At 35.8% G+C, this 23,825-nt stretch carries 24 protein-coding genes and 1 riboswitch; of the genes, 10 read left to right on the top strand and 14 right to left on the bottom strand.

The window, feature by feature from the left end; translation table 11 throughout:
- Nucleotides 1–9 precede the first annotated feature (9 nt).
- The 10 genes from TYM08_RS04310 to TYM08_RS04355 form a co-directional block, all read right to left on the bottom strand.
- On the bottom strand, nt 10–423 hold the full coding sequence (locus TYM08_RS04310) for a c-type cytochrome (protein WP_422381736.1): 414 nt from the start codon (nt 421–423) through the stop codon (nt 10–12).
- Complete coding sequence (locus tag TYM08_RS04315; protein ID WP_422381737.1) at nt 420–908, bottom strand: c-type cytochrome; 489 nt, start codon at nt 906–908, stop codon at nt 420–422. Before TYM08_RS04315 ends, TYM08_RS04310 begins: the two co-directional genes overlap by 4 nt.
- 15 nt (nt 909–923) lie before the next feature.
- Nucleotides 924–1,349 carry a c-type cytochrome gene (locus tag TYM08_RS04320; protein ID WP_422381738.1) on the bottom strand — a complete coding sequence of 142 codons (426 nt, stop codon included), beginning with the start codon at nt 1,347–1,349 and terminating at the stop codon, nt 924–926.
- A 13-nt stretch (nt 1,350–1,362) separates the two neighbouring features.
- The gene (locus TYM08_RS04325; RefSeq protein WP_422381739.1) at nt 1,363–2,232 is read right to left on the bottom strand and encodes a copper resistance D family protein; all 870 of its coding nucleotides are present in this window, start codon (nt 2,230–2,232) and stop codon (nt 1,363–1,365) included.
- 14 nt (nt 2,233–2,246) lie between these two features.
- Complete coding sequence (locus tag TYM08_RS04330) at nt 2,247–2,696, bottom strand: copper resistance CopC family protein (protein ID WP_422381740.1); 450 nt, start codon at nt 2,694–2,696, stop codon at nt 2,247–2,249.
- A 57-nt stretch (nt 2,697–2,753) separates the two neighbouring features.
- The gene (locus TYM08_RS04335) at nt 2,754–3,230 is read right to left on the bottom strand and encodes a copper resistance protein CopC (RefSeq protein WP_422381741.1); all 477 of its coding nucleotides are present in this window, start codon (nt 3,228–3,230) and stop codon (nt 2,754–2,756) included.
- Between the two features lie 18 nt (nt 3,231–3,248).
- Nucleotides 3,249–6,380, bottom strand: coding sequence for an efflux RND transporter permease subunit (locus TYM08_RS04340; RefSeq protein WP_422381742.1), 3,132 nt, complete (start codon nt 6,378–6,380; stop codon nt 3,249–3,251).
- A 9-nt stretch (nt 6,381–6,389) separates the two neighbouring features.
- Nucleotides 6,390–8,189, bottom strand: coding sequence for an efflux RND transporter periplasmic adaptor subunit (locus TYM08_RS04345; protein ID WP_422381743.1), 1,800 nt, complete (start codon nt 8,187–8,189; stop codon nt 6,390–6,392).
- Nucleotides 8,186–9,460 (bottom strand): TolC family protein, encoded by a 1,275-nt coding sequence (locus TYM08_RS04350; protein WP_422381744.1) that lies wholly within the window; start codon nt 9,458–9,460, stop codon nt 8,186–8,188. Before TYM08_RS04350 ends, TYM08_RS04345 begins: the two co-directional genes overlap by 4 nt.
- A gap of 170 nt (nt 9,461–9,630) precedes the next feature.
- Nucleotides 9,631–9,990, bottom strand: coding sequence for a hypothetical protein (locus TYM08_RS04355; RefSeq protein ID WP_422381745.1), 360 nt, complete (start codon nt 9,988–9,990; stop codon nt 9,631–9,633).
- 260 nt (nt 9,991–10,250) lie between these two features.
- Between TYM08_RS04355 and TYM08_RS04360 the strand changes: the two genes are divergently transcribed.
- From TYM08_RS04360 to TYM08_RS04395, 8 genes are all read left to right on the top strand, one after another.
- Nucleotides 10,251–12,995: a copper-transporting P-type ATPase gene (locus TYM08_RS04360; RefSeq protein WP_422381746.1), complete on the top strand. Its 2,745-nt coding sequence runs from the start codon at nt 10,251–10,253 to the stop codon at nt 12,993–12,995.
- A gap of 18 nt (nt 12,996–13,013) precedes the next feature.
- Nucleotides 13,014–13,367 (top strand): cupredoxin domain-containing protein, encoded by a 354-nt coding sequence (locus TYM08_RS04365; RefSeq protein WP_422381747.1) that lies wholly within the window; start codon nt 13,014–13,016, stop codon nt 13,365–13,367.
- Nucleotides 13,368–13,389: 22 nt separating this feature from the next.
- The gene (locus TYM08_RS04370; RefSeq protein WP_422381748.1) at nt 13,390–13,893 is read left to right on the top strand and encodes a hypothetical protein; all 504 of its coding nucleotides are present in this window, start codon (nt 13,390–13,392) and stop codon (nt 13,891–13,893) included.
- Nucleotides 13,894–13,909: 16 nt separating this feature from the next.
- The gene (locus tag TYM08_RS04375; protein WP_422381749.1) at nt 13,910–15,256 is read left to right on the top strand and encodes a multicopper oxidase family protein; all 1,347 of its coding nucleotides are present in this window, start codon (nt 13,910–13,912) and stop codon (nt 15,254–15,256) included.
- 94 nt (nt 15,257–15,350) lie between these two features.
- A riboswitch (adenosylcobalamin-variant (AdoCbl-variant) riboswitch) is annotated at nt 15,351–15,429 on the top strand.
- 46 nt (nt 15,430–15,475) lie between these two features.
- Entirely contained in the window at nt 15,476–15,658 is a 183-nt protein-coding gene (locus TYM08_RS04380) for a CbtB domain-containing protein (protein ID WP_422381750.1), read from the top strand.
- Between the two features lie 38 nt (nt 15,659–15,696).
- Nucleotides 15,697–16,452: a CbtA family protein gene (locus TYM08_RS04385; protein ID WP_422381751.1), complete on the top strand. Its 756-nt coding sequence runs from the start codon at nt 15,697–15,699 to the stop codon at nt 16,450–16,452.
- Between the two features lie 21 nt (nt 16,453–16,473).
- Nucleotides 16,474–17,292 carry an SDR family NAD(P)-dependent oxidoreductase gene (locus TYM08_RS04390; RefSeq protein ID WP_422381752.1) on the top strand — a complete coding sequence of 273 codons (819 nt, stop codon included), beginning with the start codon at nt 16,474–16,476 and terminating at the stop codon, nt 17,290–17,292.
- Nucleotides 17,293–17,532: 240 nt separating this feature from the next.
- On the top strand, nt 17,533–18,732 hold the full coding sequence (locus tag TYM08_RS04395) for an acetylornithine/succinyldiaminopimelate transaminase (protein WP_422381753.1): 1,200 nt from the start codon (nt 17,533–17,535) through the stop codon (nt 18,730–18,732).
- Between the two features lie 67 nt (nt 18,733–18,799).
- On the opposite strand, the gene TYM08_RS04400 is transcribed toward TYM08_RS04395, so the two are convergent.
- The 4 genes from TYM08_RS04400 to TYM08_RS04415 all read right to left on the bottom strand — a co-directional run bounded on the left by TYM08_RS04400 (nt 18,800) and on the right by TYM08_RS04415 (nt 21,194).
- Entirely contained in the window at nt 18,800–19,261 is a 462-nt protein-coding gene (locus tag TYM08_RS04400; protein WP_422381754.1) for a DoxX family protein, read from the bottom strand.
- Nucleotides 19,262–19,263: 2 nt separating this feature from the next.
- A complete protein-coding gene (locus TYM08_RS04405) occupies nt 19,264–20,010 on the bottom strand; it encodes a putative DNA-binding domain-containing protein (RefSeq protein ID WP_422381755.1) in 747 nt (248 codons plus the stop codon).
- Nucleotides 20,004–20,858 carry a DUF692 domain-containing protein gene (locus TYM08_RS04410; protein WP_422381756.1) on the bottom strand — a complete coding sequence of 285 codons (855 nt, stop codon included), beginning with the start codon at nt 20,856–20,858 and terminating at the stop codon, nt 20,004–20,006. Before TYM08_RS04410 ends, TYM08_RS04405 begins: the two co-directional genes overlap by 7 nt.
- 72 nt (nt 20,859–20,930) lie before the next feature.
- Nucleotides 20,931–21,194, bottom strand: a complete 264-nt coding sequence (locus TYM08_RS04415) for a DUF2282 domain-containing protein (protein ID WP_422381757.1) — start codon at nt 21,192–21,194, stop codon at nt 20,931–20,933.
- A gap of 620 nt (nt 21,195–21,814) precedes the next feature.
- On the opposite strand from TYM08_RS04415, the gene rimP reads away from it, so the two are divergent.
- The gene (gene rimP, locus TYM08_RS04420) at nt 21,815–22,273 is read left to right on the top strand and encodes a ribosome maturation factor RimP (RefSeq protein ID WP_422382811.1); all 459 of its coding nucleotides are present in this window, start codon (nt 21,815–21,817) and stop codon (nt 22,271–22,273) included.
- A gap of 32 nt (nt 22,274–22,305) precedes the next feature.
- Nucleotides 22,306–23,802, top strand: a complete 1,497-nt coding sequence (gene nusA, locus TYM08_RS04425) for a transcription termination factor NusA (RefSeq protein ID WP_422381758.1) — start codon at nt 22,306–22,308, stop codon at nt 23,800–23,802.
- Nucleotides 23,803–23,825: the final 23 nt, after the last annotated feature.

The following is a 23,825-nucleotide window of genomic DNA, read 5'->3' on the forward strand; positions in this document are numbered from 1 at the left end:
TTTAGAGCCTTAAAAAAAGTCATTCATCTTTAATGACGTGTTAATAAAATTGATCAATTGTTTCATATCTTGTTTAGACATATCGGGGTAACCCGGCATATCGCCAAAATACCAATGATCTTGTTTTACACCTTGGCGAATACTTTTATCAAGTCTTGCATCGCTGTGAGAGCTTGGACTGTATAGTGCAAAAATAATAGGAGGGCCTTTTAAGCCGCCTTCTAATTTTTCACCATGACACGCATTACAACCCTGTTGTTTATACACATCAAACCCAGGTAAATGATCAGCAATGCCTGTCACGTTTACATTTTTAATTGTCATCGCCTGATGCTCTAACGGATCCATTTTTGGTGTGGCTTTGCAACCAATTAATAATGTAATGACTGAACTTGTTAATATTAAGTTTGAAAAAATATTCATGGTTGCGGCCTATTTCTTTTTAGCCATGCAGCGTAAGTGTCATCGTTCCATTTGCTTTGAAAAAACGAAATCGCTTCATAGATTTGTTCATCATTTAAAATGGATTCCCAAGCGGGCATATTGCCACCGTATTTTACCGTCCCACCTTTAATAGTTTGATGTAATGCAATTAAAGGATGATGCCAAGCATGAGCGTCGCCATTTAAAGGGGGAGTATGATATGAGCCTTTTTTAGGTTTATCCATCCAGTTTTTAGCGCCACTTGCGTCTTTTTTATGGCAAGCGCCGCAATAATCTTGAAATGTTTGTTCACCGTTTTTTACCATTTGATTGGAATACCAGCGACGAGTATCTTGTTTAACCATATCAAAAGTGGGGGTGGTAAAGGGTTCATTAGTTACTGGAATGCTTTCAATGTTGTCTTGTTTGGAACAAGATAAAACCAAAACAGCGGTACTGATTGAGCAAATAATAATCTTTTTCATAAGTGGCTTTCCCCGTTATTTTATTTTGTTTAATTCTAATGATTGACGAATAAAAGTCACCATAAGGTTGATGTCTGTATCGGATATGTGAGCAAAAGCAGGCATATTGCCAAAATACCAATGATGTTGAGCCACGCCTTCTTTTATACTCTTAAATAAACGTTCATTATTATGATGACCATTTTTATAAAGCGAGAATATCAAAGGTGGTCCCATTTTAGTGCCCGATAAATCTTTGTCATGACAAACAGGGCAGCCATTTTTTAAAAATAAATCATATCCAGGGTGTTGATCAGCAAATTCAGTGATGATTATGGATTCAATTAATTTTGCTTGGGCAATGGTGGGATCAACTTTTGTTTGATCTTGTTCTGGTTGAGTCTGACAGCTAATGCTGGCAAACCCGATCATTAATAGTAACGATAAATGTTTAATTAACATAATTCAGTCCAAATTATTCCAGTCCAATATATTTTACTACAACGGTACTAATCAAAATAATGATTAACGCAACGATGATTTCGATAAAAATGGATCGATTGAGTTTTACTAAAGAATGCCTATCACTAAGATTTTTAACTAATACAAATTTATGAAGACAGGCAATAATAAGAATGACAGCGACACTTAAAAATTTAACTAAAAAACCAAGGTGGTAATTACTTGTAAAAATTGTGTTTAAATCATTAGTGTTATATACCAATAATATTCCACCAGACAATATTAAACTAGCGACAAATGCCGCAGCAATATTTCCAAATTTGTCCATCAATGATTTAACACTTGGGATATCGGTGTTTAGTGTGGGCAAACTGCATAAATATAAAGGGTATAAACTGCCAATCCAAAAGCTGACGCAAATAATATGAATAAGTATTAAAACGGTAAAAACAATGTGAGCATCATAGAAATGCCCGGAAAATATAAAGGGAGATAATAATAAACTACTGAAAATTAAATTAATGATGGATTTGAAGTATGACTTTATAGCTATTAAGTGAGTAATGCTTAGCAGTAATAAACTTAAAACACTTAGTGCAAGAATCCATTTTTGTGGGCCGTCCAAAATCAATTCATGATAAAAAGGGTCCATTAAACCAGAGAAACCTTCTTCGGCAAATACAATCACTAAAGTGATGTAATTAATTATCAAAAATATTCCCAATAAAATAATTTGTGCTATTTTCCAAGATTTTAGTTTTAAAATGATAATAGGGTTAAGTGCTTTTGGCATTATAATAGTTTGACAGATAAATAATCCTATCAGTGTAATACTTAATAGATTAATCATAATCTGGGACAATAGTTGAATCATTTCAAACATAAGAGTGACCTAAGTTATTTGGTTGTTTTAGGTGTTGTGGTTGAAGGTATTGCAGTAGTTGAAGCGATGAATGATTGATAGAATGCTTCAAGTTTTTCATCATGTTGCATATTTTCTGCATGATACATAAATGAAAATTCACCGGACATTTTGTGCCCATCTTTTCCTAAACTTGACCATTTAACTAGATAATATTCAGGATTGATTTCGTCCATCATTATTTTGTGTGTTTCAATAAATGTTTTGCCAAGATTCTTTAATTTTAATGTTTCACCATTTTGATCCGTTAACGATACCTTTATTAAGCGCATTGGTTTATTAAAGTTAAAGCCAATAGTGGAAGGTGATACATCTATTACGCTGTTTTTTTCAGGTGTAGATGATTCAAGTTTGGCATGCGAGAAAGCAAAAGTAGACAAACATAAAGCGGTGCTAAATAAAAAACTCTTTGTAATTAATTTCATAATAAATCCTCTAAAAAATAAAAAACTTCCCCGATAAAATATCAGGGAAGAACAAAATTAATGAACCATAAACCAGAATTCACCTTGCTCAAGATCATCACTTGAGTTGGCGTAAAAATATTTAATTGTATAAGTACCGGCATTTAAAGTGTCTATATCTTGTTTGAACATTGTTTCAGGGGAATCTGAAAAGTCAAATTCGACATCTAACGCTTCTTCTGCTTCGTTATACAGTGTAATAGATTTAATGGTGACGGCTTCATTAAAATGAAGCATAACGCTTTGTGGGCTGCCCATAAGCATTTCACCGTCTTCTGGCATCGTCATTACTTTGTTTTTCATCATCATGCCATTTTTCATGCTGCTGTGGTCCATATTTTCCATATGGTCCATATTTTTCATAGCATCATGTTTCATAGGCATAGTTTCTTTCATATCATGGCCGCTTGAATGGCTACCAGATGCGATTGCATTCACACTTAATGCTAACGTTGTGCTCAAAATAGTGGTTTTAACAATTGTTTGTAATTTCATTTTAGGATCCCCTAATAATTATTGATTATGTTTTTTAATAACACTTTTTTTGGTAATAAAATAAACAACAGGCAATACTAACAACGTTAATATTACCGAGCTGATCATGCCGCCCACCATAGGCGCTGCAATTCGAGTCATCACTTCAGAGCCTGTACCCGTTCCAAATAATATAGGTAATAATCCGACAATAATGGCACAAGCCGTCATCATAACTGGGCGAATTCGCAAACCAGCACCATGTAAAATCGATGCTTTTAAATTTTCTAATGTAGGCGTAACTTGTTTTTGTTCGCAGTCATCTAACATTTCTTTGAATGACTGGTTTAAATACACAAGCATAATCACGCCAATTTCTACGGATACACCGGCTAGCGCAATAAACCCGACACCCACTGCAATAGAAAAATTATATTCCAATATAAACATTAACCAAATACTGCCAATAATGGCAAAGGGTAGTGTGCCCATTATGATTAATACTTCTGTAAAGTTTTTAAAATTTAAAAATAATAAAAGCACAATGATCACAAGCGTTAATGGAATCACCATCGACAGTTTCTTTTTAGCGCGTTGCATATATTCATACTGACCCGACCAAGCAATTGCATAACCTGCTGGTAACTCAAGTTGTTCTTGTACAATTTTTTGAGCATTTTCAACATAAGTGCCAATATCAATGTCTTTGATGTCAATAAATGTCCAACCGTTTAAGCGAGCATTTTCACTTTTAATACCAGCAGGGCCTTTTTCAATATACACATGCGCTACATCTTGCAGGGCTATACGCTCACCTTTAGGGGTAATTAACGGCAGTGTTTTTAGACTCTCAGGCGAATTACGCTCCGATTGTGGATAACGTAAATTCACAGGATAACGCTCTAACCCTTCAACGGTTGTAGTGATTTTCATACCACCAATTGCAGAGGCAACCACTTCTTGAATGTCTAATATGTTTAAACCATAACGAGACGCTTGAAGACGGTCGATGTCCACTTTAATGTATCGACCACCTACTACTCGTTCTGAATAAACAGAAGCGGTACCTGTAATTGGGTCAATAATTTTCTCTAAGTCTTGTCCGATTTTTTCAATAACTGATAAATCAGGGCCACTGACTTTAATACCCACTGGTGTTTTAATGCCTGTGGCTAACATGTCAATTCGAGTTTTAATTGGCATGACCCAAGCATTGGTTAACCCCGGTATTTTCACTAAAGAATCTAATTCTTCTTTAATTTTTTTCGTGGTCATCCCTTCACGCCACTGATCTTGTGGTTTCAATTGAATGAAGGTTTCGATCATAGTTAAAGGTGCAGGATCCGTTGCAGTTTCTGCGCGTCCTACTTTTCCGTAAACCGTTAACACTTCAGGCAAAGTTTTAATCAGCTTATTAGTATGTTGTAAAATACTGCGCGACTCACCAATAGAAATAGCAGGATAAGTCGTTGGCATATACATTAAATCCCCTTCATCTAAAGGAGGAATAAACTCGCTACCGATTTTATTAACAGGATATAAACCTACTACTAAACTTAATAATGCAACCGCAATGGTCTTTTTAGGATTCGACAATACCCAATTTAAAACGGGCATATATATAAACGTTAAAAAACGATTTAACGGATTTTTATGCTCAGGTAATACTTTACCTCGAATGAAATACCCCATTAATACAGGCACTAACGTAATGGCTAAAATTGCAGATGCAGCCATAGCATAAGTTTTAGTAAAGGCTAACGGTGCAAACATTTTTCCTTCTTGTGCTTCTAAAGTAAAGACAGGTACAAAACTTACCGTAATAATCAACAAACTAAAAAATAAAGCAGGGCCCACTTCTGATGCGCTTTTTGCTACCACTTCCCAGCGGTTTTCTTTGGTGAGTGGGGTTTTTTCCATGTGTTTGTGCATGTTTTCAATCATCACAATGGCACCATCAATCATTGCACCAATGGCAATAGCAATGCCGCCTAATGACATGATGTTGGCATTTAAACCCTGTGCTTTCATAATAATAAACGCCGCTAAAATTCCAACGGGTAAACTAATAATGGCAACCAATGAGCTGCGTATATGGAATAAGAAAATAAAACAAACAAACATCACAACTAAGAATTCTTCTAGCAATTTATGCCATAAGTTTTCAACAGCGCGCTCAATTAATCCTGAACGATCATAGACAGGCACAATTTCAACGCCTTCAGGTAAGCCGCTTTTAAGTTGTTCTAATTTTGCTTTTACATCGATGATGGTTTGTCTGGCATTTTCACCAAATCGCATTACTACTACACCACCTACAGCCTCACCTTCACCGTTTAACTCACCAATACCACGGCGCATTTGTGGGCCTAATTGAATGTCTGCCACATCTTGTAATAATAACGGGACACCTTGATCGTTTGCGCCTAAATTAATTGCGCGTAAATCTTCAATTGATTGAATGTAACCCGTGACTCGCACCATGTATTCTGCTTCAGATAGCTCAACAACCGATGCGCCCACTTCTTGGTTAGAACGTTTAACTGCCATTTTGATATGCTGTAATGGAATATTAAACGCCGCTAATTTATCGGGGTCTACTTCAATTTGGTATTGTTTAACCATACCGCCAATGGTGGCTACTTCAGATACATTTGGCACCGTTTGTAATTCATATTTTAAAAACCAATCTTGTAAACTGCGCAGTTGCGCTAAGTCATGTTTGCCTGTTTTATCTACAAGAGCATAAGCGTAAATCCAACCTACACCGGTCGCATCGGGGCCAAGTTGTGTGCTGGCTTGTGGTGGTAAATTGGGTGCAACTTGCGATAAATATTCAAGTACTCGCGATCGAGCCCAATATAAATCGGTGCCTTCATCAAAAATAATGTAGACATAAGAGTCACCAAAAAAACTATAACCACGCACAGTACGTGCACCAGGTACGGTTAACATTGCCGTGGTTAACGGATACGTGACTTGGTCTTCAACCACCTGTGGCGCTTGACCTGGGTAACTTGTTTTAATGATTACTTGCACGTCTGATAAATCAGGAATCGCATCAAGGGGTGTTTTAGAAAGTGAATATAAACCCATTAAGGTAATAAACACCGTTGCCAGTAAAACCAAAAAACGGTTTTTAACTGACCATAAAATAATGTGACCAATCATAAGTTTCTCCTAATGACCCATCGATGAATGATCCATACCAGAATGATCGACATCATCACTTTTTGGTATAGGGTTAATATCAATCACTATGAATTTCTTGCCATTTTTTTCAATCGTTGTCATGACTTCCATGCCTTCTTTAATTTCAGAAAGATCGATGTTGTCAGCAAGATTAAAATTCATTTTCATGGCAGGCCATTTGAATGCTTCAATAGGTGGGTGGGAAATATTGGCTTTTAAATTCTCTATATCAAGGGTATTTATGGTTGATGCCACCATTGCGATATTTTTATTGTTTGATTTAACTGCAACAATATAATATTTTTTATCTTGTTTGCTTAATTGAACCTCTACTTTTGAGTTTTCTTTTAAAGACGTTAAATCAAGTGATTCACCGGCGTTAAAATTCATGGTCATAGCAGGCCATTTCCATTGTTCGATGGCAGGATGGTCAATATTGATTTTGTTGGTGTCTGAGTTAATTGAATTAATGGTTGCGCTTACCCATACAGAGTCACTGGCCATTTCTTTTTCGGACTTACCTGTCATACTTTCCATTTCGCTCATGCTTTCATTTGATTCAGTCGTAAAACGTTTAAAGTCAGAGCTTTTAGATGATTCAGAGTCAATCATAAACTGAGATGACGTCACAACAGTATCCGTTGCCAAAAGTCCTGATTTTATTTCAGCCCAATTTTCATTGATGCGATTAATCGTGACGTTGACTGTTTTAAATTTATTGTCATCCATTTTTACGACTACACGGTTAGTATCGCCTAATCGAATTAACGCTTCTGTAGGAATCTGAAGTGATTTTTCTGAATCTTGAATGCTCAAAGTCACATCAGCAAACATGTTAAGTTTTAATTTTATGCCTTTGTTTTTTAATTTAATTCTAGCGGTAATGTTTCGGTTTTTTGCATCTAATTCAGGGTAAATGTAATCTAACTTACCTTCCCATGTATCAGACGGATAGGCATTAAATTTCATGGTTGCAAACATGTCAGTGCTTAATAAATTAGATTGGCTTTCAAATATTTGCGTTTCGACCCAAATGTGTTCTAAATCAGCAATAGACATTAATGTCATACCTGGTTGAATATAATAGCCTTCAACAATATTAAGTTTGGTAACAATGCCTGATTCTTTTGCGTAAATTTTGACCGTTTGTTTAACTTTTTTCTCTTTTTTTAATGTGTTAATTTGCGCTTGAGAGAGTTGTAAGGCAAGTAATCGTTGTGCTGAAGCGTCCACTAAAAATTGATTGTTTCGATTAAGTGCAATTAATAATTCTTCTTGGGCGTTGACTAATTCAGGTGAATAAATTTCATATAATGCTTGGTCTTTTTCTATTTTGTCACCAACAGATTTTACATACAGTTTTTCAATCCAACCTTGAACTCGAGAATGCTGATGCACAATATAATCAGAATCTGGAACCACATAACCAATGGTTTGAATTTTTGTGTTAAATTTTTGATTGCTTACTTTGGCTGTGCGTAAACCTAAATTAAATTGAATATCAGGGTGAATTGAAATGGTGCCAGGTGACGCCCCTTCTTTTTCACCATAAAAAGGTATTAAATCCATACCCATTGGTGATTGACCTGGTTCATCACGTCGATAGTTTGGGTCCATCGGGGCCACCCAATAAAGCGGTTTGTCACTGTCCATTTCACTCATATCTTCGCTAGAATGCGAACCTGTAAATTGCGTCAGTAATTGTGTTTTTGTTATCAGTAAAAAGGCAATAATAAACCCCGTTAACAATAATAAAGTGCTAAGTATTACTTTTTTAAGAGCATTCATTTTGATGTTCCTGTGTTGATGTATTGGTATTGCGCGATAAGGTTATGTTGGTCACTTGTTAACTCTAATAATGTCAATTTAGTATTTAGCTCAATAATTTTTGCCTTTAATACTTTTGAAAAATCGTTGCTGTTAGTGGTGTAAGAGTTAAGCGCCACATCAGAAAACTCAGTGCTTTTTTCTAATGACTGATTTTGATTTAACTTTAAGCGCTCTGCATTGTTTTCCCATTGCGCTAAAATGGATTGATATTGAGTGGTTAATTGATTAGCCAATGTTTGTTTTTCAAACATTAACGCTTGAATCATTGATGATTTTGATTCCACTTTTAGGTTTGCTTTGTTCTTAGAAAAATAAGGGACATTCACGCTGACAGATATGCTTAATAAGTCACTTCGTTTCATGCCATTATCTGCATCTGCGCGATATGCGTATCCAGCACCTACTGTCCAATTTAAATCGTCCGTTGTGCTTGAAAGTGATTTTTCATTTTCAAGAATCACAATTCGTTGATTTAATATTTGCATGCTTGGGTGTGCGTTTACGGCCTCACTAATAAATTGATTTGTATCGATTTTGATGATGTTGTGATCTGTTGGCCATTGACTGTTTGCAAGATCGATTGGTTTATTAAGGTATTGAGAAAGTTTAGCAAGCATAAGATTTTGCTTGTTTTTTAGTATTAATAGTTTGTCATCCATTTTTAAAAGCTCTAATTCGGCTTCTAAAATATTTTGACTGTCTGAAAATTTGTAACCGGACTGATAATTGTTTTTACTCAAATCAATCATCTGCTCGAACCATTGATAATTATCTTTAATTAACGCAATGCTGGCATGGGCGTGAAACGCTTCTATCCACAGCTTTTTAATTTCTAGGCTGATTTGTGCGATACGTTGATCGCGTAAAAGCGGCTGTAAATTAGCTTGTTCAATAAATACTTTTTCAGATAAATGTAATTTGTTTTTATTGGGTAACATCTGCATTAACGACACATTTAACTGTGTCATGGCTTCTTGATTAAAATCAAAGCTGTCAGTGGCTAAGTTACCAAGGCTCACAGATAGCTTTGGGTCCATCCATTGTGTGCTTGCCAAGCCTTGTTGGGTTAATGCTTTTTGTTGCCAGTTTGAAGATTGGATCCATGGATCATTATCAACGGCATCTTTTAGTAAATCAGTTAAGTCTTGACTGAATACAGGAGCGCTGAACATAAATGCACAGCTAAACGTACCGCTTATAAATAAACGGCGAAATAATAAAGGTTTCATCACATGAGCCTATAAATTATGAAATTAAGAGACTATTGTGCATCGATCAATTGGTTATAAGGCTTGCTAAAAAAAGTGTTAAGTATTTTAAGCGAAGCAAAAAATCAATTTGATTATGCTAAATAGAATAAATTTTTTATAAAGGATAGGGCTATAGAAGTACTAGCCGATTAAGCTAGGTGTTTAGGCGGTCGTAAAATGAATGAAACAGTAGGGATGGGTTTAGTGGAAATGCTGGGGAATGAAATGTATGAATAAAGTGAATTTGATTTTACTTTATTTGGGTCAATTAATAGCAGAGTAAAACTACAGTGCTGGGATTTGCATTCTTTTTCATGTTGCGTGGTCGCGACGGATTCGTCTGAAGTGTTACAACAGTCATGATTTTGTGTATGTTGCATTTTCTGGTGATGTGAGGTTGTGTTGTTAGAATCAATTTGAGATGTTGAATTCATAGCAGAAGCAACGCTGACTTGTAATAAAGTCGCGCACAGCACTAAAAATGTCATCACAATTGATTTTAATTTCATGTAGAACCTCAAATTTGAGCCTTAAGTGTAACGATTATTTTTTAACATGCAATATAAAAAAGTATAAAATTGTTAATTTTCGAGATTAGTTTTTGTTTTTTAAGTCATAAACAAAATTAGATGATATTTCTTCATTAGTGTTACAAGCTGTAAATTTAATAACTATTAATGAGTAAAGTGGAAATAAATGCAATGAATTGCTTGACCCTCAACCTACTTGAGGGTTTATAGTTTTAATACTTACTTTTTTAGGTTTTATTATGAATACTGAAACACTACTGAGCAATCAAAAAAACTGGGAAGTTGCCGTTGAAGGCATTAGTTGTGGTGGTTGTGTCAATAAAATACAAACAGCATTATTAGGGCACGCTGATGTACTAGAAGCATCAATTGATTTAGCCACTAAAGTGTTAACGCTAAACTTACAATCTGCAATGAATGCTACAGTCGTGACTCAGATTATTTCAAATTCTGGATATACAGCTAAAGAAAGTACCTATACCTACAATATTGATAAAATAAGTTGTGAGCACTGTGTTAACAAAATTACACAGTCTCTATTTGAGTTAAAGGGTGTAATTAAGGTAATTGTTGCGTTAGATACTAAGATTGTAACTGTAAGCACAATTGGTCAGCAGATTTCAGATGCTCAAATTATTGAGCAATTAACTGCTTTGGATTATGCGCCTGATACAAATGAGTCTTTTGTAAAAACTGAATTACAAACTTCTGTAACCAAAAAATATCGTAATAATGAAACAGCAACTGAAATAGAGTTAATGATTGAAGGAGCAAGTTGCGCAAGTTGTGTCACTAAAATTGAAGGCGCATTAAAACAAATTGAAGGCGTTGAGTTAGCCCAAATGAATTTGGCGCAACAATCTGTGACTGTAAAAGGCTCGGTAGATGTTGATACTCTCATTAACGCGATTAAACAGGCCGGATATTCTGCCAAATTAAGCGATGCTAAAAATGACGAAGAGGCGCTGGATGAAAAAGAACAGGCTGATTTGAAATATTATAAAAAATTAATGACTCAAATGTGGATCGCATTATCTTTAGGTGTCCCGTTAATGGCCTATGGATTAATTACAGGTTCAATGAGTGTTAACAGTTTAACCGAGCAAGTTATCTGGTTTTTAGTGGGCAGCGCAACGGCCGCTATTTTGTATTTTGCTGGTAAACATTTTTACATGGGTGCGTGGCATTCGTTTAAAAATCATTCTGCCAATATGGATACACTGATTGCACTTGGTACAGGTACCGCTTGGTTATACTCTATGTTTGTCGTGTTTTTTCCAAATATTTTGCCTATTGAGGCAAGGCATGTATATTTTGAAGCATCAGCTATGATTATTGGTTTAATCAATTTAGGACTTGCATTAGAGGTAAAAGCGAAAGGTCGAACCAGTGAAGCAATTAAACGCTTAATAGGTTTACAGGCTAAAACCGCAAGAGTCGTTAAAGACGGACAAGACATAGATATTCAAATTGAACAGGTTGTATTAGGTGATTTAGTAAGAGTGCGACCTGGTGAAAAAATCCCAGTCGACGGCGAGGTAACAGAAGGTCAAAGTACAATAGATGAGTCGATGTTAACAGGTGAACCTATGCCTGTTAGCAAACAACAGGGCGACTATATTGTTGCGGGTACTGTTAATAAAAGTGGCAGCTTAATTTTTAAAGCCACTAAAGTTGGAAAAGATACGGCATTGGCTCAAATCATAACTATGGTAAAACGCGCACAAAATTCTAAGCCGTCTATTGGTCGTTTAGCAGATGTGATTTCTGGATATTTTGTGCCTTCTATTATGATTATTTCAATATTCAGTGCGCTTATTTGGTTGAATTTTGGACCCAGCCCTCAAATGGCTTATGCCATAATTGCTGCCACCACCGTATTAATTATTGCTTGTCCCTGTGCTTTAGGTTTGGCGACACCCATGTCTGTTATGGTGGGCGTAGGTAAAGCTGCGCAAGCAGGTGTGTTAATTAGAAACGGCGAAGCATTGCAAACTGCATCAAAAATAACAGTCATGTTATTAGATAAAACAGGGACAATTACAAAAGGCTCGCCGCAGGTTACCGATATTATTACGGATGAATCAATGTCTGAGCAAACCCTGTTGCAACTTGCTGCCAGTGTTGAAACTGGATCAGAACATCCACTGGCCCAAGCTATTATGCAAAGTGCAAAAGATAAAAGTATTGAGTTAATAAAACTCGATTCATTTAATGCAATATCTGGTCAAGGTATAGAGGCTATGTTGAATGATCAAAAAATATTATTCGGCAATGAAAAATTAATGAATAATCAAAATGTAAATTTACAAACTGAAAAAACAGATTTTATTGAGAAGGCGCAATGTTTAGCAAGTGAAGCAAAAACACCGATGTATTTTGCCATCGATAATAAAATTGCAGGTATTATTGCAGTCGCCGATCCCATTAAAGAAGACTCAATTGACGCGATAAAACGACTGCAAAAAAACAATATAAAAGTAGTAATGATAACCGGAGACAATCGAGCAACTGCAAAAGCAGTGGCTAAAAAAGTGGGTATTACTGATTTTATAGCCGAAGTGATGCCCGAAGATAAAGCAAAAAAAGTCAGCGAATTTCAACAACAAGGTGAAATCGTAGGCATGACCGGTGACGGAATTAATGATGCTCCCGCACTTGCATTAGCCAATGTAGGTTTTGCAATTGGCACAGGCACCGACGTTGCCATTGAAAGCTCTGACATTACATTAATGCGTGGATCGTTACATGGTTTAGCCGATGCGATTGCTATTAGTAAGGCGACACTTAAAAATATAAAACAAAATTTATTTGGTGCGTTTATTTACAATGCAGCGGGTGTCCCAATTGCCGCAGGAATTTTATTTCCTGTAATGGGTGTGTTGATGAATCCTGTTTTAGCAGGAGCGGCAATGGCGCTTTCATCTTTGACCGTGGTGATGAACGCAAATCGATTACGTTTTTTTAAAGCTAAAAAACATTAATATAAAAAGAGAATTATTATGATTTATATCAATATAGTAGGTGTGATTTTAATGGGTTTAATTGTGTGGTGGTTTTGGTTGTATAAAAAACAAACTACAAAAGTCACTGACACAATTATAAAAATTAATGTTGAAAATGGTATTTATCAACCAGCCAATATCACTGTTAATGCAAATACTGAATATACAATGGTATTCACACGAAAAGACGAAACACCCTGTGCAGAAATATTGAGTATTCCAAAATTGGAGATCAATGAAGTATTGCCTTTAAATGTGGCTACTTCAATTAAGTTGCCCAAACTTAATGCAGGGAGCTATCCATTTCATTGTCAAATGAAAATGTATACAGGTTTAATTGTTGTTGAATAATAAATACTAGTGAGGTAATAAAATGAAAGTAAATCCATTTGGAAAAGTTATATTACCTTGTCCCGTTTGTGCAATGAGCGTTGATAAAGAAAGTGTATTGCATACTTATTTAGTCGTAGATTATTATTTTTGTTCACGTCAATGTTTGCTGCGTTTTAAATCACACCCAGGATTGTATTGTGGTAACCCTAAAAGTGGAAAGTCTGTCAAGCAAAGAGGGGTTGAGGAAATTAAAAAAAGAAAAATTACGTTGTCGATCTCTATGTTAGACGATCAAATACAAACTCTTAATGATTCAATCAAAAAATTAATGGGTATTAAAGAGGTGACTATTTATGATAAAGAAATTCTGGTTACTTATGATTTAATAGTGATTTCATTAGAAGAAATTGAACATGCAATTGAGGCGAATTTGAGTATAAATACCTCAACAACTAATACTTTGAAGCGTAAATGGATTCATTACACGGAATCCTGTGAATTAGATAATTTAGCAAATCCAGTTAGTAAAGGCTGCTGTCATTAAATTTTAGGTGAATATTATGAATAACCGTCGTCAATTTTTAAAAAGAAGTATGGGTGTATCAGTGTTTGTTGTAATGCCTTTATCTTCGTGTTCTAAAAGTGAAAATACCGATTTTGAAATAAAAGTCGAATATAAAACTGAGAGTTGGCTGGATTCTAAAGTAGACACTTTTTCATATTCAATGCCAGAAATAGAGCTTATTCAAAATAAAAAAACACGAATAAAAGTAACCAATAATTTGAATGAACCCACAACGATTCATTGGCATGGTATTCGTCTAGAAAATAAAATGGATGGTGTGTCTGGTTTGATTCAAGCGCCAATTGAACCTGGTGAATCTTTTATTTATGAATTTTCAGCGCCCGATGCGGGTACATTTTGGTTTCATAGTCACCACGACTCAATTAAACAGGTAGCTATGGGTTTATATGGTGCGCTTATTGTTAAGCCAGAAAAATCGTTAAATAATTCCGAGCAAGACCTTACTTTATTAATTGACGATTGGTTATTAAATGAAAACGGAATTGACCCTAATTTTACGGCTATGCATAGTTTAAGTCATGGCGGAATAATGGGTAATGTTTTGACGGTTAATAAACAGCCGGGTTTGCAGGCGTTTCAAATTGAAGATAAGCAATACTTAAGATTAAGATTAATTAATGTGGCAAATAGTCGCATACAATCATGGTCGTTTTCTGGCTTAAACCCTATTGTTATTGCAAAAGATGGGCAGCCATTAAAAGATCAGTATACGTTAAATAAATCACTAGTATTGGGTCCAGCAGAACGATATGACTTATTGGTAAAAGTTAAAGAAATACCAGAAGACGGTTTCAAATTAAATTACGATACAGCAAATGGCGCACTTCCTATCGCTGAGTTTATTTTACCAAAAGTTAAAACTGATTTTAAAAATGAGGCATATAATATTGAGAAATCAGTATTGGTTGTTCCAAAAAAAATAGATAAAACGGTCGTTGTAGAGCTTGATGGTGGCGCAATGGGACGTATGCAAACTGGAATACTTGATGGTGAAAAATTGAGTATCAATCAATTGGTTCAGAAGAATATGATCTGGGCATTAAATGGTCAGGTAGCATTACTGGCTACCCCAATGGATAAGCTCGAGCTTAATGCTGCTGTTAATATAACGTTTAAAAATAATACGTCATTTGCGCATAATATGCATTTGCACGGACATCATTTTTTTATTGATGGTATATGGCAAGATTCTGTTTTGATTGGACGAGGTGAATCAAAATCCGGTGTTTTTTATGCTGATAATCCAGGTAAATGGTTATTGCATTGTCATATGTTGGGGCACGCAGTAACGGGTATGACGACTTGGTTTGAAATTGGTTAATTAAGGTGGCCATCAATTTCAGGCTATATATCTATCATAATCTGTCTGGAATTGAATTAAATTGTGCAAATATACCGAATATTGGTTACACTTATTACTCGAATGTTTAATTGGAAGAAAGGTGAGAATCCTTCGCTGCCCCCGCAACGGTAAAGCCCGATACAATTGAACATACTCCTTTTATCCTTCAATGTGTGCGGGTTGGCACGGGTCTAAATTATGAATTTTTTAAATATTACTTCTTCTATTACATTAAGCAAACAGTCTGTATTAATGGCTTCTATGCTTTTTACCTCTGTTTTAGCGATTGCTTTGGTTTACACCGTTGGTTTTGCACCTATGGATTTACTGCATAACGCTGCGCACGACACTCGTCATATTGCTGCTTTTCCTTGTCACTAATTAGTTAATTTCACAAAATGTAAGTTATAGAGGTAATTATGTATTTTAAAAATACGCTTATCGCAGCTTTGCTGTGCGCGTTAGTTTCGTCTGTTGTATTAAGTTCTGTTCAAACGTTGTGGGTAACTGAATTGATTTTTGAGGCAGAAGTGTTTGAAAATCAGCCAAGTGAAATTGATCACCATGACTTAGCTGATGATCATCATTCTGTTTCTAGTGATCATCATGCAGGGCAAACGACTCAAAGTTCACACCATGATCATGGCGAATCAAATGTTGTGTCTTCACGTTTTCTTAATACGGTGTTAGTGAATTTTATTTTGTCGTTTGGTTTGAGTGTTGTGTTTATCAATGCGCTTATTCTTAAAAAAGGTATCAAGCCTATACAAATTGCGTTATTTGGTGTGATTGGATTTTGCGCCATTTATTTTGTGCCTACGCTGGGTTTGCCCGCTGAAATCCCTGGTATGCAAGCTGTGGACATTCAAAAAAGACAAATTTGGTGGTTAAGTGCAGTCATTGCTACGTTAATTGGTGGATATATTTTAATGTTTTCTCATTGGAAATTTAAAATATTAGGTGCAGTTGTATTGTGTGTCCCGTTTATTATTGGTGCGCCTCATCTTGAAATTGAACAGTTTGCTTCGCACTCAATTGAAAACCAGGCCATGCTTGAATCGATTTTAACTCAATTTGAAATAAGAAGTTTTGTGATTAATGCTGTTTATTGGGCGGTGATTACGGCAAGTTTGATCTTTCTGTATCCAAAGTTTATTAAACAATTGAATGATTAAAAATAACAATAAAGGCCAAGCATGAATTTTTTTATTACAGGTGCATCTAGTGGAATAGGTTTGTCATGCGCAATGCATATGCAGGCTTTAGGTCATAATGTAGCTGTGACAGTCAGAAAAGAAACCGACAGGCAAAGACTTGAGTCAATTGGTTTTTATGTGGTGATGATTGATTTAACTAATATTGAATTAATTAAACCCGTGTTTGATCAAGTGGTCGATCATTTTGATGGGCAATTAGATGTGTTGGTTAATAACGCCGCTTTTGGTCAAGTTGGGGCGTTAGAAGATATTAAAGTGGATGTGTTAAAAGCACAGTTTAATGTGAATTTTTTTGCTGTACATGAGTTAACGATCTGTGCCATTAAGCAAATGCGTATTCAAAACGGCGGCAAAATTGTGCAAATTTCCTCAGTATTGGGCTTGGTTTCAATGAAAATGCGCGGCGGTTATAACTCAAGTAAGTACGCGTTAGAGGGATTGTGCGACACATTACGTCTAGAATTAAAGGGCTCAAACATCCATGTAAGTTTAATTGAGCCCGGGCCAATCACTTCAAATTTTCGTAAAAATGCATTAATCAATTTTGAAAAAACAGTTGATATTAAACACTCTGTGTTTAACCAAGATTATCAAACTCAGCTAACACGGTTAAAAAAACAAGGTAAAGCGGCTAGATTTACATTACCTGCGAAGGCCTGTGCAAATAAATTAGAAAAAATTGTTAAATCAAAGCGGCCGTCGGCACGATATTATGTGACGTTTCCTACGTATTTATTCGGGTTTTTAAAGCGAATATTACCTGCTAGTTGGTTAGATAATATATTAGCTCGAAGCTGAGCAAGTCAGTACTGGGTTGGTCGATAAAAAATTATTGCGAAAACATAAAGGTCGTGTCATTCTTATTATATCCAAAGAGGTAATTTAAGATGTGTAAAACGATGTTCAATACGATGTTCAAAGCGCGGTTAAATGCGAAAATTCAAGCAATATCCATCCTTCAGTATCGACGATAATATTCCTCGCGTTATGAATTATTACATCTCTTAATTCTCCCCATATTTTATTTAGGAAAAAACAATGATTTCTCGTTCACAATTTGATCAAGTTATGGTGCCTAATTATGCACCCGGAAAAATCGTCCCTGTTAAAGGTCTAGGCTGTAAAGTTTGGGATCAACAAGGCGAAGAATATTTAGATTTAAGTTCTGGTATTGCGGTAAATGCGTTAGGTCATGCTAACCCAATATTAGTTGATGCAATCACACAGCAAGCTCAAAAACTATGGCATGTGTCTAACATTTTAACCAATGAGCCTGCTTTAGAATTAGCGACAAAACTGTGCGATTTAACCTTTGCTGAAAAAGTCTTCTTTTGTAATTCAGGTGCTGAATCAAACGAAGCGGCGTTAAAATTAGCAAGACGTTATGCTTTTGATAACTTCGGTGAAGAAAAATACGAAATTATTTCTACAACAAATAGCTTTCATGGTCGTACTTTATTTACAGTTAATGTGGGTGGTCAGCCATCATACACTGAAGGGTTTGGTCCAAAACCAGAAGGTATTTCTCATGTGCCTTATAATAATCTTCAAGCAATGGAAGAAGCAATCAGCGACAAAACCTGTGCGATTATTGTTGAGCCGTTACAAGGTGAAGGTGGGGTGACTCCAGCTGATTCAGACTATTTAACTGGCTTAAGACATTTATGTGACAAACATAATGCATTGTTAATTTTTGATGAAGTGCAAACCGGCGTTGGCAGAACGGGTTATTTTTATGCGTATCAAGGTTTTGGTGTAGTGCCTGATATTTTAACCAGCGCTAAAGCGTTAGGTGGCGGTTTTCCAATTGGTGCGATGTTAACCACAACAAAAGTGGCGCAAAGTTTTGTAGTGGGAACCCATGGCTGTACTTATGGTGGTAATCCATTGGCCTGTGCTGTGTCGTTAGCTGCTGTTAACGAAATTAGTAAACAAGAGTTATTAGAGTCTGTGATTGAAAAAGGCAGAACATTTAAAGATTTTTTAAATAAAATGAATAAAAAATTTGGTTTGTTTGAAGAAGTGCGTGGTTTAGGTTTGTTAATTGGTGCTCAGTTAAAAGGTGACTTTACCAATCGTGCCGGTGAAATCATGGGTAAAGCGTTAGAGCAAAACTTAATGATATTAGTGGCAGGTAAAAACGTTTTACGTTTTGCGCCACCTTTGAATATTACTGACGAAGAATTACAATCTGCTTTTGATAAATTAGAAAAAACATTTGAAGCGGTTTGTGCTTAGAATTATATTCTAGATAAAAAAATAGGACTTTTTAGTCCTATTTTTTTGCCTGTTATTTAGTAATGGATTACTTTCTTAACCAATAATCTAAACTTACAAAGTTAGCGCCGTATTTAATAATAGTTAACAACATAGCAGCCCAGCTTAAATGTAATACCCAAGCGCCAGGGTAAACGAAAATTTGAATCGTTAGCGTAATGGCTAGTAAACCAATTGCGGCTAAGCGAGTAAACAAACCTAAGAAAATTAAAATACTTAAAAAGAATTCTGCAAAAGTACCTAAATAAGCGGCTAATTCGTAAGGGATAAGGGGTAATGCGTATTCAAGCTCAAACAAGAAAAAAGTGGAATCCGTTAAATTCCAAAACGCAAAATCTTGCCCAAATACCGTTGCTCCACTAATTTTAGTTTGAACCGATTTCCAAAATACAAAAAAGATCGCGCCACGTAATAATACATCTAAAATAGGTTGAGGCAGTTTGCTTAATAATTTTGCTACTTTGTTATAAGTTTTAATAATGATCTTCATAATTATCTCACCTGGGTAATTAATGGATTAGAAAAAATAAACTCAATCACTTCTGTAGGATCAAATTCGGGAAAATGTTGTAATGTGTGTTGAATGCCTTCAATTAAATTAAGTCCATTTTGCCAAGCTTTAAAGCAGGTATAAATAGATGGACTAAGTAAAATACAGGCAACATTATGGTTGTCTCTAAATATCAATGTGTGTTCGGTTTCATTGATGTTGGTTTCTTGCATGCCTTGGCCTGGTTGATGGCCTTTCCAAATAGTGAATATTTTAAAATTTGATTCTAAAATAAATACACTTGGATGAAAGCTTAAATGCTGTTGTTGTAATACCTGAATATCTATATTTTCTAAATCTTGCATATTGATACAATCAGCCGATTGGCTTTGTAAACTTTGTGCGCGTGTATATTCAAGCTTGGCCACTTCTGCTAAAAAAGGTAGGGTCTGGGTATGTTCAAAATTTTGTAAAAATTCTGAAAAATCCTCACCAATTAAAATCATATCGGCACGTTTTGGCAGGGTAATATTTAAATATTGCTGAGCGCAACCTTTGAAAAAATCAGAGCCGACCAGTTTTTCGCAAACCGGAAATTGTGCTTTTAGTGCTTCTATTAAGCTATGAAATACATTGTTTTTATAAATTGAAAACCGCGCTTGTTTTGTAAATTCTGAAGGTTCGTTTTTTTGAATGCTATTACAAAATTGGTTTTGCCACGTTTGCAGATCTAATGAGTCATTTAGCATGAAACCTCCTTTGTCTTACTAACTTGATCCAAAATAACATTGGCTTTATTAGCCTCATCTAACCAAATAGGTAAATCAGGTGTGTTGGTGTCCCATTCTATTTGGGTAGGAATGGCGCCATGTTTGTTGATAAAGCCTTTGTATAAATGCCAAACATCATCACAGACTTTTGATCCATGATCATCAATTTTAACGGCTTGATTATCCAGTGTTTGATCACTGTGACCTGCTAAATGAATTTCTTTAACCGCATCCGCTGGAAATTGATTTAAATAAAGCTTTGGATCAAACTCTAAATTAAATGCGCTCACGTACACATTGTTGATGTCTAGTAATAATTGACAGCCAGTTTGTTTAACCGCTTCGTTTAAAAATTCAACTTCGCTGATTTGGTTAGGCAGGCGAATATAAATAGATGGATTTTCAATGAGTATTTGTCTTTGTAAAACATCTTGAGTTTTATTGATATTTTCAATAAATATTTTCAATGATTCTTCGCTATAAGGTAGGGGAAGCAAATCATTAAAATATTGATTGTTGTTTTCACACCAAGCAAGGTGTTCTGAAAATACAGCGGGCTGATAAATATCAATTAAGCGTTTTAATTGTTTTAAATGATTGTCTTTAATGCCATTGGCGCTACCAAGAGATAAACCGACACCATGCATAGATAGTGGATAGTCTTGAGCAATTTTATCTAAGAAATAATGCGCTGGGCCACCGTTGCCAAAATAGTTTTCTGGGTGACATTCAAACCAAGCAATGTCTGGTTTGTTTTGAGTGATGTGTTCGTAATGTTGAGCTTTGATACCGATGCCGGCTTTTTGCGGAAGTTGAAATGAACTCATAATATTAGGCTTATAGGAAAATGGCGGCGACACTTACAATATAGTAATTGATGGTATCACCGCCAAATTAAATTACATAGCTTCTAAAGAACCGCCAGTTAACTTTTCACATGTGCCTTCTGGAATATAAAGCCATGCATTTTTTTGATCATCAGTTTTTGAAGTACCTGCACATGAAGTGCCAGGACCTGCAGCGCAATCATTTTGACCTGCAGCGGCAACGCCGTAACATTTTTCCATCGTTACTTTTTTTGAAGCAGCAATAGATGAGGTAGAAGCTAAAGTTAAGCCTGCAACGATTGCAGTTGATAGTGCGATTGATTGTGTTTTGTTCATGGTTATTTTCCTGTTGTATAACAATGGTTTAATTTTTGAGGGTTGAGTGTGATTTACTCATTATCCTCTTGTGAATACAAGTAGTTAGATTAGCCTAAATATAAGTTGTTACAAATTAAGTTTAAAATTCAGCAAATCGTTATTCAAATTGGTTTGTTATAAAGAATCGACTCACTATTTTTCTATACTAAGTGTTAAGTTGAATATCATACTTCGGTACATCTTATAGTTAAGCCCAGTCAAAAGTTAAGATGTCATTTAGGGAAAATGAACTTAATGTTCGCACTTTGAAAATGATTAACTAGTCTAAAAAGCGTTAAATTGTATTTAATAGTTCTGTCAATAACTCCATTGTATTGATGGGATTTGAATACCACCTTGACCTTGAGTTGGCATGGGACTATAATTTCGCACGTTTTTAGGCATATAGATGCTAAAACAACTGGAAATCGACGATTTTGACGTTAGATATAGATGGTAATCATCTTTTTAGTTATGTTGGTTTTTATAAAAATAGATTCATCAATACGTAATATTTTGATGATTTTATAGGCCCCTTTATGGGGTTTTTTGCTACTTGGGATATTGTAATTATCCTCAACACGTCGTACTAGGTAATTATTTTGGCTAAAGAACAAGAACTTATTGATTTGATTCAACCGATTGTAGAAGGGTTGGGATTTGTTTATTGGGGGCTCGAATATGTGGGTCAGGGTAAATATACAACTTTAAGCGTATACATTGATTCGCCAAATGGCATTGATGTTGAAAATTGCGCTGAAGTGAGTCGTCAAATAAGTGCGATGATGGATGTTGAAGATCCAATTACCGCCGAGTATACCTTAGAAGTTTCTTCACCTGGCGTTGATCGTTTGTTGTTTACAGTAGATCAATACGAACAATATATTGGTGAGAAAGTACAAGTAAAATTAAGAGCTCCTTTTGATGGCCGTAGGAATTTTAAAGGTCAATTAAAAGGCGTAGAAGATGGTGATGCAGTGGTTCAGGTCGATCAAGAGGAATTTTTATTACCGATTGATTTAATAGACCGAGCGCAAATCATTCCAACATTTAAATAAATTATCCAACACATCCGTGGAGCGAAGTGAACATGAGCAAAGAAATTCTGCTGGTTATTGATGCGGTTGCCAACGAAAAAGGCGTAGAAAAAGACATCATTTTTGAAGCTATGGAATTAGCTTTAGCAGGTGCTGCTAAAAAACGATTTGATCAAGACGAAGAAGGTGATGCAGACGTTCGTGTAAGCATCGATCGCAAAACGGGTGAGTACATCACTCATCGTTATTGGTTAGTTCGTTCTGACGATGAAATGGCAGCATTAGGTACAGAGCTAACAACTGAAGAGGCAACAGAATATGATGCCACTTTAAAAGCTGGTGACACCTATAGCATGCAAATTGAAAATGCTGATTTTGGTCGTATTGCAGCTCAAGCTGCAAAACAAATCATCGTACAAAAAGTACGTGAAGCTGAGCGTGCTAAGACAGTTGCACAATACCGTGATCGCATTGGCGAAATCTTAAACGGTACTGTGAAAAAAGTAACACGTGATGCGCTGATCATTGATTTAGGTAATAACGCAGAAGGTGCATTATTACGTGATAACCTAATCGGACGTGAAATGTTCCGAATGGGTGATCGAGTACGTGCTTTGTTAGAGCGTATTGAAGATGAAGGTCGTGGACCTCAATTGATTTTATCTCGTACTAATAACGATATGTTAGTTGAGTTATTTAGAATTGAAGTGCCAGAAATTCAAGAAGAAATGATCGAAATTCGTGCCTGTGCGCGTGATCATGGTTCTCGTGCCAAAATCGCAGTAAAAACCAATGACGGTCGAATTGATCCAGTTGGTGCTTGTGTCGGAATGCGTGGTTCTCGTGTTCAAGCGGTCACTAATGAATTAAACGGTGAACGAGTTGATATTATTGTTTGGGATGATAATCCTGCACAGTTAGTCATTAACGCGATGGCACCGGCTGAAGTAGCGTCAATTGTGATGGATGAAGAAACCCACACAATGGATGTTGCTGTATTAGAAGATAACCTTGCTATGGCCATTGGCCGCAGTGGTCAAAACGTACGTTTAGCCACTGAATTAACTGGCTGGTTAATTAATGTGATGAGTGATTCTGAAGCGAATGCGAAGCAGCAGGCTGAATCAGGTGCATTTATCAAATTATTCACTGATAAATTGGATATCGACTCAGATCTTGCAGCGGATCTAGTAAGCGAAGGTTTCACAAGTTTAGAAGAATTAGCTTATGTGCCAATGGAAGAAATGATGCAGATTGATGGGTTTGATGAAGATCTTATTGAAGAACTTCGTAAACGCGCGAAAGATGCATTGTTGACTCAAGAATTAGCAAGTGAAGAAAAATTAGAAAAAGCCGAACCAGCTCAAGATTTACTTGAAATGGAAGGTATGGATCAGCACTTAGCATTTGTGTTGGCCAGCAAAGGGGTTATCACAATGGAAGATTTAGCAGAGCAATCCGTTGACGACCTATTAGATATAGATGATATGACCGAAGAGCGTGCAGGAGTCTTAATTATGACTGCTCGTGCTCCTTGGTTTGCCGAATAATGAGTGCTCTGGGAGGATTAAAC

Source organism: Marinicellulosiphila megalodicopiae (genome assembly GCF_045862395.1).
Taxonomy (GTDB): domain Bacteria; phylum Pseudomonadota; class Gammaproteobacteria; order Pseudomonadales; family Natronospirillaceae; genus Marinicellulosiphila; species Marinicellulosiphila megalodicopiae.